14 protein-coding genes and 2 tRNA genes are annotated in these 16,707 nt (G+C 62.9%); 6 read left to right on the top strand and 10 right to left on the bottom strand.

Annotated features, from left to right (window positions below; all coding sequences use genetic code 11):
* The first annotated feature begins 15 nt into the window (after positions 1-15).
* The 4 genes from ACVOK8_RS10640 (at position 16) to ACVOK8_RS10625 (ending at position 4,374) form a co-directional block, all read left to right on the top strand.
* Positions 16-1,314 (top strand): argininosuccinate lyase, encoded by a 1,299-nt coding sequence (locus tag ACVOK8_RS10640; RefSeq protein ID WP_481566782.1) that lies wholly within the window; start codon positions 16-18, stop codon positions 1,312-1,314.
* 362 nt (positions 1,315-1,676) lie between these two features.
* Positions 1,677-1,934, top strand: coding sequence for a YciI family protein (locus tag ACVOK8_RS10635; RefSeq protein ID WP_481566781.1), 258 nt, complete (start codon positions 1,677-1,679; stop codon positions 1,932-1,934).
* A 4-nt stretch (positions 1,935-1,938) separates the two neighbouring features.
* The gene (proB, locus tag ACVOK8_RS10630; protein ID WP_481566780.1) at positions 1,939-3,087 is read left to right on the top strand and encodes a glutamate 5-kinase; all 1,149 of its coding nucleotides are present in this window, start codon (positions 1,939-1,941) and stop codon (positions 3,085-3,087) included.
* A 30-nt stretch (positions 3,088-3,117) separates the two neighbouring features.
* Entirely contained in the window at positions 3,118-4,374 is a 1,257-nt protein-coding gene (locus ACVOK8_RS10625) for a glutamate-5-semialdehyde dehydrogenase (RefSeq protein ID WP_481566779.1), read from the top strand.
* A 197-nt stretch (positions 4,375-4,571) separates the two neighbouring features.
* On the opposite strand, the gene ACVOK8_RS10620 is transcribed toward ACVOK8_RS10625, so the two are convergent.
* The 6 genes from ACVOK8_RS10620 to ACVOK8_RS10595 form a co-directional block, all read right to left on the bottom strand.
* Positions 4,572-5,783: a CynX/NimT family MFS transporter gene (locus ACVOK8_RS10620; RefSeq protein WP_481566778.1), complete on the bottom strand. Its 1,212-nt coding sequence runs from the start codon at positions 5,781-5,783 to the stop codon at positions 4,572-4,574.
* A gap of 80 nt (positions 5,784-5,863) precedes the next feature.
* Positions 5,864-5,940 (bottom strand) — tRNA-Pro (locus ACVOK8_RS10615).
* A gap of 162 nt (positions 5,941-6,102) precedes the next feature.
* A tRNA-Pro gene (locus ACVOK8_RS10610) sits at positions 6,103-6,179 on the bottom strand.
* Between the two features lie 60 nt (positions 6,180-6,239).
* On the bottom strand, positions 6,240-6,350 hold the full coding sequence (gene cydX / locus ACVOK8_RS10605) for a cytochrome bd-I oxidase subunit CydX (RefSeq protein ID WP_282269734.1): 111 nt from the start codon (positions 6,348-6,350) through the stop codon (positions 6,240-6,242).
* Positions 6,351-6,380: 30 nt separating this feature from the next.
* Positions 6,381-7,532, bottom strand: a complete 1,152-nt coding sequence (gene cydB, locus ACVOK8_RS10600; RefSeq protein ID WP_481566777.1) for a cytochrome d ubiquinol oxidase subunit II — start codon at positions 7,530-7,532, stop codon at positions 6,381-6,383.
* Between the two features lie 15 nt (positions 7,533-7,547).
* Positions 7,548-9,134 (bottom strand): cytochrome ubiquinol oxidase subunit I, encoded by a 1,587-nt coding sequence (locus ACVOK8_RS10595; RefSeq protein WP_481566776.1) that lies wholly within the window; start codon positions 9,132-9,134, stop codon positions 7,548-7,550.
* Positions 9,135-9,334: 200 nt separating this feature from the next.
* Here ACVOK8_RS10595 and cydD point away from each other — a divergent pair, with 200 nt between their 5' ends.
* Positions 9,335-11,056 carry a thiol reductant ABC exporter subunit CydD gene (gene cydD, locus ACVOK8_RS10590; RefSeq protein WP_481566775.1) on the top strand — a complete coding sequence of 574 codons (1,722 nt, stop codon included), beginning with the start codon at positions 9,335-9,337 and terminating at the stop codon, positions 11,054-11,056.
* A complete protein-coding gene (gene cydC / locus ACVOK8_RS10585) occupies positions 11,053-12,720 on the top strand; it encodes a thiol reductant ABC exporter subunit CydC (protein ID WP_481566774.1) in 1,668 nt (555 codons plus the stop codon). The genes cydD and cydC overlap by 4 nt, the downstream gene beginning before the upstream one ends.
* A 66-nt stretch (positions 12,721-12,786) precedes the next feature.
* Here cydC and ACVOK8_RS10580 read toward each other — a convergent pair whose 3' ends face one another.
* The 4 genes from ACVOK8_RS10580 to ACVOK8_RS10565 form a co-directional block, all read right to left on the bottom strand.
* Entirely contained in the window at positions 12,787-13,059 is a 273-nt protein-coding gene (locus ACVOK8_RS10580; RefSeq protein WP_481566773.1) for a hypothetical protein, read from the bottom strand.
* Positions 13,060-13,110: 51 nt separating this feature from the next.
* Entirely contained in the window at positions 13,111-13,716 is a 606-nt protein-coding gene (locus tag ACVOK8_RS10575; protein ID WP_481566772.1) for a GyrI-like domain-containing protein, read from the bottom strand.
* Positions 13,717-13,775: 59 nt separating this feature from the next.
* Positions 13,776-15,764 (bottom strand): PEP/pyruvate-binding domain-containing protein, encoded by a 1,989-nt coding sequence (locus ACVOK8_RS10570; protein ID WP_481566771.1) that lies wholly within the window; start codon positions 15,762-15,764, stop codon positions 13,776-13,778.
* A 248-nt stretch (positions 15,765-16,012) separates the two neighbouring features.
* A complete protein-coding gene (locus ACVOK8_RS10565) occupies positions 16,013-16,621 on the bottom strand; it encodes a DUF1294 domain-containing protein (RefSeq protein WP_481566770.1) in 609 nt (202 codons plus the stop codon).
* Positions 16,622-16,707 lie beyond the last annotated feature (86 nt).

Below are 16,707 nucleotides of genomic sequence, written 5' to 3'. Positions count from 1 at the left end.
TTTATTGAGATCGACATGACTAATTTGCTTTGGCAGAAACCCGGCGTTGCGGTTGACGCGAAGATCCAGGCCTTCCTGGCCGGTGACGACGTCATCCTGGACCGTGAGTTTTTCCTGCACGATATCCAGGCGAGCACCGCGCATGCCGAGGGCCTGCAGCACATCGGCATCCTCAGTGCCGACGAGTTGGCTGCGCTGAAGCGCGAGCTGGCGATTCTGGCGGATGATTTCTACACCGGTGTGTTCGTGCTGGACGAGCAGTACGAAGATTGCCACTCGGCCATCGAGGCACGACTGACCGAGCGCCTGGGTGATGCTGGACGCAAGATCCACACTGGCCGTAGCCGCAACGATCAGATCCTGGTCGCTACCCGCCTGTGGTTGAAGGACAAGCTGGAGCGTGTGGCGCAGATCAGTACCGAGGTCGCCAAGGTTGCCTTGGACCGCGCTGCCGCCGAGCAGCTGCAGCCGTTGCCGGGCTATACCCACATCCAGCGCGCCGTGGTGTCCTCGGCGGGCATGTGGTGGGCGGGCTGGGCCGAGGCCTTCATCGACAATGCCATCCGTGCCCGTGACACGCGTGCGCTGATCGACACCAATCCGCTGGGTACGGCCGCCGGTTACGGCGTCAACCTGCCGCTGGATCGTGAGCACACCACCGCAGCGTTGGGTTTCTCGCGCATGCAGATCAGCCCGATCTACGCGCAGCTCTCGCGCGGCAAGTTCGAGCTGGCGGCCTTGGAAGCGCTGGGCGGCGCGACGCTGGACCTGCGTCGTATTGCGTGGGATCTGTCGCTGTTCACCACCGGTGAGTTCGCCTTCGTGGCATTGCCGGCGCAGTACACCACCGGCAGCTCGATCATGCCGAACAAGCGCAATCCGGACGTGATCGAGTTGATGCGCGCCACCCATGCCAGCATCGCCGCCGCGCGTACCGAGATCGAGCAGTTGCTTTCGCTGCCGTCCGGTTACCAGCGCGACCTGCAGAACTCCAAGGGCGCGATCGTGCACGGTTTTGGCCGTGGTCTGGCAGCGCTGGAGTTGTTGCCGGCATTGTTGTCGAATCTGGATTGGCGCGATGACAATATCCGCGCTGCGATTGATTCGGGTATGTATGCGACCGACGTTGCGGTGGAGGCTGCGGTGGCGGGAGTGCCTTTCCGGGACGCCTACAAGGCTGCAGCAGAGGCGGCGGATACGGCTGGGCAGGGGCGGACGCCTGAGGGCAGCTTGGCTGCGCGCGTGTCGCCTGGTGCTGCGGCGGATCTTCGACTGGAAGAGCTCAGTGCGCGCTGGAGCGCGTTGCAGGACTGATGGTTTGATACGGGCGCCGAAAGGCGCCCGTATTGGTTTGGGTTTTTGGCTTTGGTGTTGGCCGTGGCCGTTGCTGTTGCTGTTGCTGCTGTCGTGGCTGTTGCTCCGGCTCCGGCTCCGGCTGTCCCTTCTCCCGCTTGCGGGAGAAGGTGCCCGAAGGGCGGATGAGGGGGCTTTTGATTTTCTGCCTAGCTAGAAGCTTGCCCTCACCCCAACCCCTCTCCCGCAGGCGGGAGAGGGGCTTAAGCAATAGCCAAATCAACAGCCAAATCCAAGGCCACAGCCACAGCAAGTTCCAAGCGAAAGCAATCGCGCCAACTTCCGCTTCGGCGTGGTGTCATACGCAGCTAAAGGAGAATGTAATGAAGCTCTATCTGGTACTGGCAATGCGCAAGCCGTCATTCGACGACGCAGTGATTGCCCCACACATAGCTTTCCTCAACGCACTCGTTGCGAAAGACCAGCTGCACATGACCGGCGGCTTCAGCGACGGCACGGGCGGTGCTTATGTGTTGAAGAACATCGACACGCTGGAGGCAGCCCAAGCCATCGTGGGCACTGATCCGCTGGCCATCCAAGGCAGCTCCGAGCTGACCATCCACGAGTGGAATACACGCTGAGCCCATGATCCAGACTTCGTTCTCACCGTTCACCGAACAAGCGTTGCCGCAGTGGCGCCGCGCCGTCCTCAAGGTCGGTAGCAGCCTGCTGGCCGCCGATGGTGGTGGTCTGACCCCGCGCTTCGCACTCGGTTTGGCGCAGTTTGTCTCGGCCAATGTGCTGGCCGGGCGCGAGGTGGTGATCGTCTCCTCCGGCGCCGTAGCAGCAGGCCGCGCCATCGTGCCCAAGGCAGCCGAGGCTGGCGCGGCAATGGCAGCACGGCAGGCACTGGCTGCGCTGGGCCAGGCGCAGCTGATCGGGCTGTGGCAGCGCTTCTTCGAGCGCCCGGTGGCACAGGTGCTGCTTACCCACGACGACCTGCGCAATCGCCGTCGCTACCTCAATGCGCGCGCAACGCTCAACGAACTGCTGGCGCTCGGCGCGCTGCCGGTCATCAACGAGAACGACACCGTGTCGGTGGACGAGCTCAAGCTTGGCGACAACGACAATCTAGCCGCCATCGTCGCGGCGTTGGTCGATGCCGACGCGTTGTTCATCGCCACCGACATCGATGGCCTTTATACCGCTGATCCGCGCAGTAATCCCGATGCGCAACCGATCAACGAAGTCACTGAGCTGACCGCGGAAGTATTGGCGATGGCCGGTGGCAGCGGTAGCGCAGTTGGCACTGGCGGCATGCATACCAAGCTGCAGGCCGCCGCCAAGGCTGGTGCCGCTGGCATCGATACCTTCCTGTTCAATGGCCGCAGTGGCGATGTAGTGCGTGGGCTGGCGCAGGGGAGGCTGCACGGTACCCGCCTGCACGCCGGGCAGTCACGTATCGCTGCGCGCAAGTATTGGCTGAAGCATGCGCCGCTTGAGCCGGGCGCGATCCTGATCGATGCCGGCGCGGCGCGCGCATTGCGCGACAAGGGCGCCTCGCTGCTGCCCGGTGGCGTGGTGGGCGCGGAAGGCGAGTTCCGTCGTGGCGACATGGTGGAAGTGCGGTTGTTCGATCCGCAGGGGCAACAGCGCGTGGCTCGTGGCGTCAGTCAGTATTCCGCCCTCGATATCCGCCGTATCAGCCAGCACCACACCAGCGAGATTGAATCCATCCTTGGCTACAACTACGGCGACAACGTGGTCCATCGCGACGACCTGGTGTTGCTGTGAGTTTTCCCTTGATCATCGGCAGGACAGAACATGAGTGATATCCGCACCCTTGCATTGCGATGCCGCGATGCCGCGCAGCAGCTGGGCCTGCTTTCCAGTTCCGCCCGCAGCGCGCTGTTGAAGTCGATGGCCGCTGCGTTGGAAACCGATGCTGGCAGCATTCTTGCTGCGAACGCACGCGATCTGCAGGCCGCACGCGAGAAGGGCGTTGGTTCGGCAATGCTGGATCGTTTAGCGCTGAATCCAGAGCGCCTGCTTGGTGTTGCCGATGCGCTACGCGAAGTCGCCGTCTTGCCGGACCCGGTGGGAGAGGTGACCCGCGCCTACGAGCGCCCCAACGGCATTCGCGTGCAGAAGGTGCGGGTTCCGCTGGGCGTGATCGCGATGATCTACGAGGCGCGTCCGAACGTGACTGCCGATGCCGCAGCGCTGTGCATCAAGGCCGGCAATGGCGTGATCCTGCGCGGCGGTTCTGAAGCCATCCATTCCAACACGGCGATTGCTGCCAGTCTCAAGCGCGCATTGCGCGAGGCAAATTTGCCGGATGCGGCACTCACGCTGGTTGAAGACCTGCGCCGCGAGACCATGCTGGAGCTGCTGCAGCTCAACGACATCATCGATCTGGCGATTCCACGTGGCGGCGAAGGCCTGATCCGCTTCGTCGCCGAACATGCGCGGGTGCCGGTGATCAAGCACTACAAGGGCGTCTGCCATCTGTTTGTCGATGACAGCGCGGATCTGCAGCTGGCGGTGGATCTACTGATCGACGGCAAGGTTTCACGGCCATCCGCCTGCAACTCGTTGGAGACCTTGCTGGTGCACGAGGCGATCGCGCCTCGGTTCCTGCCGCTGGCGGCGGCTGCGCTGCGCGAGCGCGGCGTTGAGCTGCGTGGTGATGCAGCGACCCAGGCCTTGCTTGCGGACATCGTGCCGGCAACAGAAGAGGACTATGCCGCCGAGTACCTGGATCTGATTCTCGCGATCCGGGTCGTACCGGACATGGCTGCGGCCATCGCCCACATCCAGACCTTCACCTCCGATCACACCGAAGTCATCGCCACCGGAAATCCGGCGCATGGCGAAGCCTTCGTGCGTGCATTGCGTTCGGCAGTGGTGATGGTCAATGCCTCTTCACGCTTCTCCGATGGCGGCGAGCTCGGCCTGGGGGCGGAGATCGGTATTTCCACCACGCGCCTGCATTCCTACGGCCCGATGGGCTTGGAGGCGTTGACAGTGGAGCGCTTCGTGGTGCGCGGTGAGGGGCAGGTAAGGCATCCGTTGAAGTAATTGTGGCAAGCAACCGTTGTAGCCCGGGTATGCCGTGAAGCACCCCGCCGCTTCGGCGTGCACAAAGCTCCGGTCCTTCCAGCGCCGCCGGCTTCGCGGCTTACACCGCTCCTACAAGATCCGGTCAGCCGCGGGTGCTTGCTCGAATACGAAAAACCGCCGATTCACATCGGCGGCTTTTCTGTATCAATCGCGGCTTACTTCCAGTGATCTTCCAGCTGCTGCGGTTTGCAGGCAAACCACGCGCCGGTCAGCAATACGCCTGAGCAGCAGGCGAGGAAGGCAAACGACCATGTCCAGCCATCGCTCATGCCATGCAGCCAGCCGAACAGCAGCGGGCCGAGGCTGGCCAGGCTGTAGCCCACGCCCTGCATGAAGCCGGACAGCGCCGCAGAACCTGCCTGGCTGCGGGTGCGAAGATTGATCAGGGTCAGGCCGAGCGGGAAGGTCGATGGGCCAAGACCAGCGATGACCGCCCACAGCAGCGGGGCGCTCATCGGTGCCCACAACAGGCCAGCGAAGGCAATCATGTTCAGCACGAACACCATCGCTGCGATTGGGAAGGGGTTCCGCATGCGTACCGCCAATGCCGGCACCAGCAGCGAGGGCAGCAGGCCGATGGCCGAGTACACCGCAACCATCACGCCGCCGAATGACTCGCTGGCGCCGGCTTCCACCATCACCTTTGGCAACCAGGTGAATAGCGAATACGTGCCCAGCGAGGTCATGCCGAACATCAGTGCCATGCCCCAGCCCAGTTGCGTCTTCCAGACGCGGCCGGCGGCATGTTCGGGATTGATAGTGGTTGTTTCCACGCGCGGGGCGCTGCGTGCCAGCAGGATCCAAGGCAGCAATGCAGCTATCGACAGCATCGACCACATGCCCAGGGAAATACGCCAGTCGAACTGATCGGCCACTGGCACTGCCAGTAGTGCAGGCACCATCGTGCCGGCCTGCAGTACCGAGATGTAGACCGTGCTCAGCGTTCCCACGCGATCGGCGAAGTAACGCTTCACCAGCGGTGGTACTACCACATTGCCCATGCCCATGCCGGCCAAGGCGACGGCCGAACCGAACAGCAACATACCGACGTCGTTGGCGAAGGCACGCAGCAGCAGGCCGATGGTAGCCAACACCATGGTCAGCACGGCGGTGCGTTCCAAGCCGATGGCGCGGGTGATGCGTGGCGTGGCCAGGCCGAACACGGCGAAGGCGGCGGTCGGCATCATGCCGAGCACGCCGGTCATGGTGCTGCCGAAATCGAAGACGTGGCCGAGCCGGTCCAGTAACGGCGTCAGCGAGGTGACCGCGCTACGCAGATTGGCTGAGACCAGGACGATGGCGACAAACGCCAGCAGGCGGCCCTTGAGCAGGGGATGCCGGATGAGGGACTGGGCGGGCGTGGACATTGCTTACTCCGACGCGGTGGGTGGCGTCGTTTGAAACCCACCAAAAACAAAAGCCGACCAGAGGCCGGCTTTTGTCAAATTGGTCGGGGAGACAGGATTCGAACCTGCGACCTCTACGTCCCGAACGTAGCGCTCTACCAGACTGAGCTACACCCCGAAGGAGCCGCTTATGATAGCGGTGAACCTCGTGCCTTGCAAGTTCTTTTGTTCAGCCAACGCTGCCTGCAAGGCGTGGTGCGTTGACTGCCAGCAACTGTTTACTGGCGAATAAAAAGCCTGGAAAACGTTGCCGTTATTCCAGGCTTTTTTACCGACCCTTTGGTCGGGGAGACAGGATTCGAACCTGCGACCTCTACGTCCCGAACGTAGCGCTCTACCAGACTGAGCTACACCCCGCGAAGGGAGCCGGAAAGATACGCTCAGTCCGGCGTTTTGGCAATACCTTCACGCAATTTTTCAGCGCTTTGCATCGATCTTGTTTGCTTCGCGCGCTTCAAACCACATGCCGTTGAGGATGGCGACCGTCGCAGCAAGGCCCGCACCCAGAATCCAAGCGAAATACCACATGAGTTGTCTCCTTAGTGTTTTGGTTGCGAATCAGTAGGCGTTCGGGTTTTCACCCATTTCTTCCAGCGTGGTCTTGCCCTTCATGACGCGGTACACCCAGGTGGTGTAGGCGATGATGATCGGCAGGAACAGGCCGGTGGCCAGCAGCATCACCCACAGCGTCAGGTGACTGGAGGAGGCATCCCACAGCGTCAGGCTGGAGCCCGGGCTGGTGGAGGAGGGCAGCAGGAACGGGAAGATCGCAAAGCCGACGGTGAGGATGATGCCTGCGATGGAAGCACCCGAGGCGAGGAAGGCCAGGCCACCACGACGCTTGCGCAGCAGCACCGCACTGGCCAATGCACCCAGCAGACCCACCACCGGTGCCAGGATCGTGGCCGGCATGGAGCTGTAGTTGTGCAGCCAGCCGCCAGCGGCGGAGAACTCAGCAGTCTTCAGCAGCGGATTGCTGGCACCGTCGGTCACCACCTGCGAGGTGATCTGGTAACCCGGCAGACCGAAGGCAACCCAGGCACCAGCAAGTGCGAAGAGCACGAACGATGCGATGGCGGCGATGCTGCCGATCTTTGCCGAACGCTCAGCGACCGGGCCGCTGGTCTTGAGTACCAGCATGGCGGCACCGTGCGAGACCAGCATTGCCACGCTGACCAGACCAGCCAGCAGCGCAAACGGGGTCAACAGACCGAGCAGGTTGCCGGTGTAGAACACGCGCTGGGTGTCGTCGAAGTGATACGGCACGCCGAGCAGCACGTTGCCAACTGCCACGCCCATGATCAGCGCCGGGATGAAGCCGCCAATGAACAGCGCCTTGTCCCAGTTGTTGCGCCAGCGTTGGTTCGGCATCTTGCTGCGGTACTTGAAGCCAACCGGGCGCAGGATCAGGGCGAACAGGATCAGGAACATCGCCAGGTAGAAGCCGGAGAAGCTCACCGCATACAGCGGCGGCCAGGCGGCGAAGATCGCACCGCCACCGAGCACCAGCCACACCTGGTTGCCTTCCCATACCGGGCCGATGGTGTTGATCACCAAGCGACGCTCTTCATCGGTCTTGGCAACGAACGGCAGCAAGGTGCCAACGCCAAGGTCGAAGCCGTCCATTACCGCGAAGCCGATCAGCAGGATGCCGAGCAGCAACCACCAGATCACGCGCAGCGTTGTGTAGTCCAGAAGAATGAATTCCATGAGTGTTCTCCTGCCTTATGCCTGGCCGTTGCCGGAGGCATTGGCGTGGTTGGTTGCGACGGCCGACTGCTGCAGTGAGGGCAGGATTTCGTCCGGGCCCTTGCGGATGGCCTTGAGCATCAGCTTGACTTCGATCACCAGCAGCACCGTGTACAGCGCGGTGAAGCCGACCAGCGTTGCCAGAATTTCGTAGACGGCCAGGCCGGAAGCCGCGTAGAAGGTCGGCAGCACGCCATCAACGGCCCACGGCTGACGGCCGTACTCGGCGATGAACCAGCCGCATTCGATCGCGATCCACGGTGCCGGCAGCGACCACAGGGCAACCCGCAGGAAGGTGCGCTTGTGCTCGAAGTTGTTGCGGCAGGAGTAATAGAAGGCCAGGGCGAAGAAGCCAATCATGTAGATGCCCAGGCCGACCATGACGCGGAAGGTCCAGAACAGCGGGCCAACCGTCGGCACAGTATCCAGCGCGGCCTGTGCGATCTGCTCGGGCGTGGCGTTCTCGATGTCGTCGCGGTAGCGCTTCAGCAGCAGGCCGTGGCCCAGATCCTGCCAGTGGCGGTCAAAGACTTCGCGGGCTTCAACGTCGCTCTTGTCGGCGCGGATGCGTTCCAGCGCGGCGTAGGCGATCTGGCCACCCTTGACGCGACCTTCGGCCTGCTTGACCAGATCCAGGATGCCCGGGATCTCTTCATCCAGCGAACGGGTGGCGATCAGGCCCATCACGTACGGGATCTGCACTTCGAAGTCGTTGCGCTGTTCCTGCTGGTTCGGGATGCCGAAGGCAGTGAACGGAGCCGGAGCCGGGTGGGTGTGCCACATGCCTTCGATGGCAGCCAGCTTCATTTTCTGGTTTTCGGCCGTGGCGTAACCGGACTCATCACCCAGCACGGCGACCGAGATGGAAGCCAGCAGGCCGAACGCCGAAGCCACTGCGAACGAGCGGCGGGCGATGTCACGGTGCTTGCCGCGCAACATGAAGAACGCCGAGATCGACATCACGAACATCGCGCCAGCCACATAGCCGGCTGAAACGGTGTGCACGAACTTGGCCTGGGCTACCGGGTTGAGCAGCACGGCGGCGAAATCCACCACTTCCATGCGCATCGTTTCCGGGTTGAACACCGCACCCACCGGGTACTGCATCCAGCCGTTGGCGATCAGGATCCACAGTGCCGACAGGTTGGTGCCCAGCGCCATCAGCCAGGTCACGGTCAGATGCTGCACCTTGGACAGGCGGCCCCAGCCGAAGAAGAACAGACCGATGAAGGTCGCCTCCAGGAAGAACGCCATCAGGCCCTCAATGGCCAGCGGTGCGCCGAAGATGTCACCCACATAGTGGCTGTAATAGGACCAGTTCATGCCGAACTGGAACTCCATCACGATGCCGGTACCCACACCCATGGCGAAGTTGATGCCGAACAGCACGCCCCAGAACAGGGTCATGCGGCGCCAGACATCCTTGCCGGTCATCACATAGACGCTCTCCATGATCGCGATCATGAAAGAGAGCCCCAGCGTGAGCGGGACGAAAATGAAGTGGTACATCGCGGTCAGCGCGAACTGTAGACGTGACAGTTCTACGACTGTTGAGTCGATCATGGCCTGGCTACCTCGTGGGAATTGGGCGTCATGGAGTGGCTGGGAGGGGTTCTATGGCAGCGATACTCCCCGTTCAGGCCTGCCAATGCCTTGATCTGGATCAATGTGGGCTGGCTGTCCAACGCCGATCGTGCAGGGCCGGCAGGCTGGGTACGGCTTGCTTACAATCACCTGGTTCTCCTTCACCTGAGTTGTCAGTCTTGAGCGAAGTTCCACATTCCAACGCGGTGCAACAGCAACGCCGCGTACAGCAGCAGTGGCTGGCGGCTTTGGCGTCCGGTGCCCGGTCGCAGCAGCGTTTGGCGGCCTTGGCCGTCTGTACTTCAGGTGCGCTGCTGATCGTGCAGGCTGGCGCCATTGCCTGGTTGATCCAGAGCATAGTCGTGGAACGGCTGAATTGGGTACAGGTAATTCACGGTTTCTGGATATTGGCGGCCGTGCTGGTGCTGCGCAGTCTGCTGGGCGGGGTCGCGCAGACCGCTGCGGGCAAAGTCGCAGACAGTGCCAAACTCGCGCTGCGTGAGCAGGTTTATCGACGTTTGATGGCACGCGGACCGTTGTGGCTGCGCCGTCAGCGCACTGGTGAGCTGGGTGAGTTGCTGCTGTCACATGGTGACGCGATCGAGGGCTATTACGCCGGATTCCAGCCGGTGCGGGTGGAAGTGGTGGTGGTGCCGCTGCTGATCGCCGCCGCCGTGGCCTATGTGGACTGGGTAGTGGCGCTGATCTTCATCTTCACCGCGCCGCTGGTGCCGTTCTTCATGATGCTGGTGGGGTGGGGTGCCGAGGCCGCCGGTCGGGCACAGCTGGGTGAGCTGGCGCGCATGAGCGGTCACTTTGCCGACCGCATCAAGGGCCTGGGCCTGTTGCGGCTGTACGGGCGCGGTGAAGCCGAGCTGGAGGGCGTTGCCGCCGCCGCCGATGGCGTGCGTGAGCGCACCATGAAGGTGCTGCGCATCGCCTTCCTGTCCTCCACGGTGCTGGAATTCTTCGCCTCGGTCAGCGTGGCGATGGTGGCCTTGTACCTGGGCCTGAGCTACCTGGGCCTGATGTCGTTGCATTCGGTGGTGCCGACGCTGGGCACCGGCATGTTCTGCCTTCTGCTGGCGCCGGAGTTCTATGCGCCACTGCGGCGTTTGGCCGCGCATTACCACGACCGCGCCAATGCCTTGGCGGCAGCGGCTGAAGTCGAGCGCCTGCTGGTTGACGATCAGGATCCGGCGACAGTTGCTGCCGCCGCGGCACCGTTGGTGGCGCCGGAACCGGCACAGCTGCATGCGCCGCTGGTTTCGGTGCGCAATGCCGCGCTGCGTCCGCAAGGCGCGGCCCATGACGTGTTGAAGGACTTTTCGCTTGAGATCGGTGACGGTCAGCGTCTGGCCCTGATCGGCCCCAGTGGCAGCGGCAAGAGCACCTTGCTGGAAGCCCTGGCCGGCTGGCTGCCGCCGCGCGAAGGTCGCATCGTGGTCCGCGACGGTGTGCGCATCGCTTACGCCGGCCAGCGCCCGTATCTGTTCCATGGCTCGATTGCCGACAACCTGCGCATGGCCGATCCCGCAGTGAGTGCGGCGCGGTTGCAGGCGGTGGCTGAAGTCGCGCAGGTGATGCGTTTCGCCAAGGATTTGCCGCTTGGCTTGAACACCGTGATCGGCGAGCGTGGATTCGGCCTGTCCGGAGGCGAGGCGCGGCGCATAGGGCTGGCGCGGCTGTTGCTGCTGGAGCCGGATCTATTCCTGCTGGACGAGCCCACGGCATTTCTCGATCCGCAGACCGAAGCGGATCTATTGCAGGCACTGGCCGCACATACCCGTGGGCGCACCGTGCTGATGGCTACTCACAGCGAGGCGGCGATGCGCTGGGCCGACAAGGTCATCGATCTGCAGGATTGCGTGCAGACTGAAGTGCAGGGAGAGCGCGCATGAGCCCGCAGACGATGCGTGATGTTTTCAAACGCCACCGCTGGCGGCTGGCACTGGCGACACTGCTGCTGTTCACCACGATGGTTGCCGGTGTTGGTTTGTTGGGCTTGTCCGGTGGCTTCCTTACCGCCGCAGCGTTGGCTGGTGCCTTGGGGATGGGCAGTACTTTCAATTTCTTCTCACCTTCGGCCGGCATCCGCGGGTTGACGATGGCGCGCATCGCGTCGCGCTATTTCGAAAAGCTGGTCGGCCACGACGCGACCCTGCGGATAGCCCGTGACTTGCGCGTGTGGTTCTTCCAGCGGGCGCTGCCATTGGCACCAGCGCGGCTGGGCAGCAGCCGTACCGGTGAGCTGTTGGCGCGTTTGATCACAGATATCGGCGAAGTCGATGGCTTGATGGTGCGTGCCATCAGCCCCTTGTTGGCCTTGGCGGGTATCGCACTGGCAACGGTTGCGGGAGCAGCGCTGATCTATTGGCCCGCGGCGTTGCTGTTGTTGGTGCTTGCTGTATCGGTGGGTATTGGCGTGCCAGTGTTTGCGGTGCGTCGCGGCGATGCGGTCGAGGCCGAGCGCGCACAACAGCGCGCCAACTTGCGCACCTTGGCATTTGAAGGTTTGGAGGGAGCAGCTGATCTCACCGCGCTGGATGCCCGCGATGACTGGGCGCTGCGTGTGGATGCAGCGGCGCAGCAGCTGGCGCGCAGCGATCAACGGCGTCGTGGCCGTCTGATCGGTGGCAACGTGTTGCATTCGGCGCTGGCTGGGTTTGGCCTGTTGGCGATGCTGTGGCTGGCGTTGACGGCGTTCCAGGCTGGCATGGTGGATGCGCCATTCGCCGCAACGCTGGTGTTCCTGACCGTGGCGCTGCTGGAAGTCGCAGCAGGCAGTGGCATCGCCTGGCAGGCCCTGCAGTCGGCGCGGGTCGCCGGCAAGCGCTTGCGGCAGATTGTTGATCAGGCACCAGCCGTGCAGGACCCGGCGCAGCCTCGCGCCGTGGCCGCGGATGCCGCCGCGATAGTGTTCGAGCAGGTGGTGTTCGCCTGGCCGGGCGAGACACGGTGCCTGCTCGATGGCGTGGATCTGCAACTGGCGCCGGGTGATCGCATCGCCATTCGTGGCGACAGCGGCTGCGGCAAGACCACCTTGTCGGCCTTGTTGCTGCGGCTATGGGACCCGAAGCAAGGGGCAGTGCGCTTCGGCGGTGTCGACCTGCGTGAGTTCGCCCAGGACGATTGGTATCGGCAGATAGCCTGGTTGCCGCAGGGCGCGCCAGTGTTCGCCGGCAGCATTGCGGAGAATCTGCGGTTGGGTGATCCCCAAGCCGGTGATGACGTCTTGTGGAATGTGCTGGCGCAGGTGCGCTTGAGCGATTGGGCGCAGCAACAAGGTGGGCTGGGGGCGTGGGTAGGCGAGAACGGTGCCACCATGTCGGCGGGTCAGGCGCGGCGTTTGGCCTTGGCGCGTGCCTTGTTGCGCAATGCGCCGATCATGGTGCTGGATGAGCCGACCGAAGGTCTGGACGTGGATACCGCGCATGCCTTGTTGCTCGATTTGGCCGCGGCGCTGGGCCAGCGCAGCCTGCTGATGATCACCCACGATCGCCTGCCGGATGGCGTGGTGCAGCGTGAGTATCGGCTGCAGCAGGGAAAGCTGGTCAAGCATTGAGCAGATTGGAGCCGGGCGTGGCCCGGCTCGGACGTTATCGTGGCGGGGGCGCGATGGCGCGCGTCATCAGCCTGGTTTCCGTTGCTGCCAGCGCCTGAAGCAGTAGGCAACGATGCTGGCGACAGGCACGGTGATCATCGGGCCGAACAGGAAGGCCAGCCCATCCTGCGCGTCGTGGTGGCCTGTAACGTCCCACACAAAGCGCAGGCCCAGATACGGGGCGAGCAGGCCGCCGAGCAGTGCGGCAAGCAGAACCGCAAGCCAGGTACGACGGCAGGATGCGGCTGTGGCCATGCCAAGGCCGACGCTGGCTGCAATTGCGACCAACCAGAAAGTCATGCGGAGCTCCTGTTTGACGGGCTGAAGGCCGGGTTGCTCATCGTCGCGACATCATTGCATGGGCTGGCGGATGATGGTCTTCCACTTCTCTGGAGCGGCCTTTCTGATGTCACTCAGGTAGATCTCGTGGTGCTTGCCGCGCAGCGCAGAGCGTTCGCCAATGAAGTCATGCACGCGTTGAATGCTCGGGCCTTCATTGGAAAATGGGCCGACATGCAACAGCTGGGCGCAGCGGCCCTCATGGAACTCCTCAAATCGCAGCTTTGACAGGCCAGGCAGTGGTTTTTTCTGCAGCGCGCTGATGATCGCGGCATCCACATCGTGAGCGCTGACCTGCGCTGGTTGCATGATCATCATTGTCCACCGCCAATGCTGCTTCTCATCACGCTGGAAGCTGGCCATGTCATCTGCCCACCACAGCCCCTCCAGCGGCATCACGCCATAGTCCAGGCGCCCGGCTTTCTTGAGAGCGAACTTGATGGTGTAAGCGACGGAGAACAGCGCTTCCACTGCATCCTTGTAGTCCTGAGACGTATTTGGATTGCCGGCGCCATCAATCATAAGAAAGTTGAAGGCAGGAACTGCCGCCTCGGCCACATCCTTGGCCGAGGGTTTGTAGAGCTGCTTGAACTGGTTCTTCAGGTCGATCTTGTCCATGGAACCTCCGATTGGATGAAGCGGGGCGATGATGTTGGCGGCAAGGAGCCGCTCGACCATCAACGGTTGCTGCCATCCACATAAGGCCGTGATTGCAGGATGATGATGTCATTGCCCACCACTGCCCACTCGATATCCTGGTCGATACCGCCGAGGGCTTGTTTGGTACGGCCGCCAACCGCGGCCAAGCGTGCGATCAAGGCATCGGTCAGTACCTGGCGCGAACCGGTGAGCGGCACTTCGCGCACGCCGCCGCTGGCATTGGCGACCAGTTGGGTGTCTTCGGCGGAGCGGCTGAGTACCTGCACGGCCTTTGACCAGTTCGAGTACATCACCTGCTCAGCCTGTCGTTTGCCTTCCACCACGCGGATGCCGAGGCCGCGCTTGGCCGAGATATAGGTGATGTGGCGGCGTCCTGCGTCGAATGGATCGCGGGTGATCATCACCCCGGAGCTGTCCGATGGCGCTGCCAGCTGCACCAGCACCGACATCGCAACCGCGTCCTGGCCCAGGCCTGCGGCACTGCGTGCTTCATAGGCTTCGAAGTTGTAGACCGATGCCCAGACCGTCTGCACCGCACGTACCAGTGCATCGGCAGCGATCACATTGGGCACTGTCGTATACAGGCCGGCACCGCTGAAGTTGGGCAGGTCTTCGGAGTTGGAGGAGCTGCGCACGAATACTCCGCGCCCCTGCAACTGGCCTTGCCACTGTGACTGCAGGCTGCGGACCAGTGCCGGATCCGGCGCGGCGTTGGCGATCTCGGCGCGCAGCGCGGCGAGTGCTTCGCGGCGGACATTGGCATCGGTGGCAAAGCCCGGCCGTTGCTGCAGTGCCGTCAGCCGCTCACCGATGCGCAGCCTCTGCATCGCAGACTGGTAGTGCGAGAAGGGAACGCAGAAACCATCGGGAACCCGGGCCGACGGCGGCAATGCGGATCTCAAGGTGCCCAGGTTCGCGGCCTTGACCCCGCAATGGCTGCTGTCCTTGGCGCGCAGGGCTGATAGTGGCTTCAGGGAGATCACCGACAGGTCGGGCCGGGGCAGGTTGCGTACGGGGGTTTGGGTTGTTCGGGAAGGCGAGGATGCCGGGCGCAGGGCCGGGCGCACCTTGTAGTTGTTATTGGTGACTTCCAGTTCGATCCATTGCCCGTCATAGACGCCCAAGGCAGCCTGCGCGTCGCGGACATAGACGTTGGGGATACGCCAGCCTTTGGCCAGCAGGTTGACGTGCGACAGCAGTGTCGACGGTCGCTGGGTAACCAGCCCGGCAACCGGCGACAACGAAATGGGAACCTCATCCAGTACCACGATGTCCTGTGGCGACAGATCGCTGGCCTGCTCGACCGAGCGGATGATGCGCAAGCGGCCGTGGGCGGTGCCTGTGTTCAAGGGCAGGAAGGACTGCTCGCGCAGCAGTGCCTCCTGGGTGACGAAAGGGAGACCGGTCGTGCGTGCGGTTTGTTCGTGCAGGGTGGAGTTTGTTTTGAAGCGGATCTGCTCGTAGAACGAGGCGCGTAGCAACTGATCGGTCTGCCTGAGCAGTGCGGGTGTAAGCAGATCGCCTTCCCAGAATTCGTAGGTATAGCCGGGCAGGTCGCGCTGCCAGCTCACCGTGCCAAACAGGAAGCGGCGCTGTGGATCCTTGTACTGCGCGTTGAGAGTTGCCTTGTCCAATTGGGCAACGAGCCGTTCGCGACGCACGAAGGTTTCGTGCAGCTCGAAGCGCGGCGTGTTGATGTAATAGATGCGAACAGGATCACGTCGATCGATGGTGAAGATCAGGTGCGGCATTTCTAGCGGTGTGCCGGGATTGTAAATCCGGGCAAGACGCATGAAGTCGTCGCGGCTGCCGATGCGCGGCAGCTGGGCCGGGGCCTGGCTGCTATTGGTTGCGGGCGCGGCGACGTCAGGCCGGTACTCGTAAGGCGAAGGCTTGCGGGCGGTCTGCGCCAGGGTGCTTTGTAGGCCTATCAGCGCGAAAACACTGAAAGCGACAAGCCGCAGACAAGCGTTGCGGAAGGCGGACTGCTTACGGGCTCGATCCATGATGCCGTGCTGGAGCTGGAGAAGCGCGAATGATAAGCCACTGGCACCGGCGCGGCCGTGTAGCCAGTGGCTACGGGGTTGAAAACAGCAGATTCTGATCCACGTCGCTTTCCGCTGCCGTAGGGACAAGTGCAGCACGTCGGAAGGTTGGGCTCCGTTGGACTGGAGGGTGCTCGGCAGGAGCCCCCGGGTGCGCCGTGCTTACCCGGGCTACTTACTTGGTGAGGCTGGCGGCAACCCTGCTGGGGTTACAGCGGGAGGCTAAGCTTGCCGCTGGCCACGAGCCAAATCGCGGTGACGTTGAGCACAACCGTCAACCAGAACACCAGCTGGAAACTGGTCTTGCTGGTCTTGTGGCGGAACAGGCCCTGGCCGATCAGCGCGCCCGGCCAGCCGCCAAGCAGGGCAATCAAATGCAAGGTGTTCTCCGGCGTGCGTTGTTGACCATGCGCTGCCGCACCCTTGTCGTACAGATAGAAACCCAGCGCAACGATGCTCATGCCGCCAATCACGGGCAAGGTCCAGTCCGGCACCAGCTTTGCAAGCCATAAGCCGAGCATGCAGAGCAGGGCGCCAACGCCAAGTAGGACATGTGGCAAGCGTGCTGTGATCGGGGCTCTTTTTGGTTTTGTAACTGTGGTTTTGGAAGCAGTTACGCAGCGTATGGCAACCGCATTGAGGCGGCCTCGATCATCTTTGCGTACTGCGTAAATGATCAGCATCCCATTGGCGGGCCGCTGGCTGCGCTGCTCGAAGGCCTTGATGTGGACGAAGGCCCGATCACCGCCGCCGTTGGGTATAACGAAGCCGAAGCCCTTGTCATCGTTCCAATCCTGCAGCCGGCCTTGATAGCGCATCGAGCTTCCACCTGTTCGTTTGCGTTATTGCAGCGCAAATGCCGGTGGCAGGGAAGTCCGGGACGAAGCGCGGTGCGGATTGCAGG

The sequence above is a fragment of the Stenotrophomonas sp. STEN083 genome (assembly GCF_056759195.1).
The sequence above is the reverse complement of the archived record's forward strand: the minus strand, read 5'-3'. Positions and strand labels throughout refer to the sequence as shown.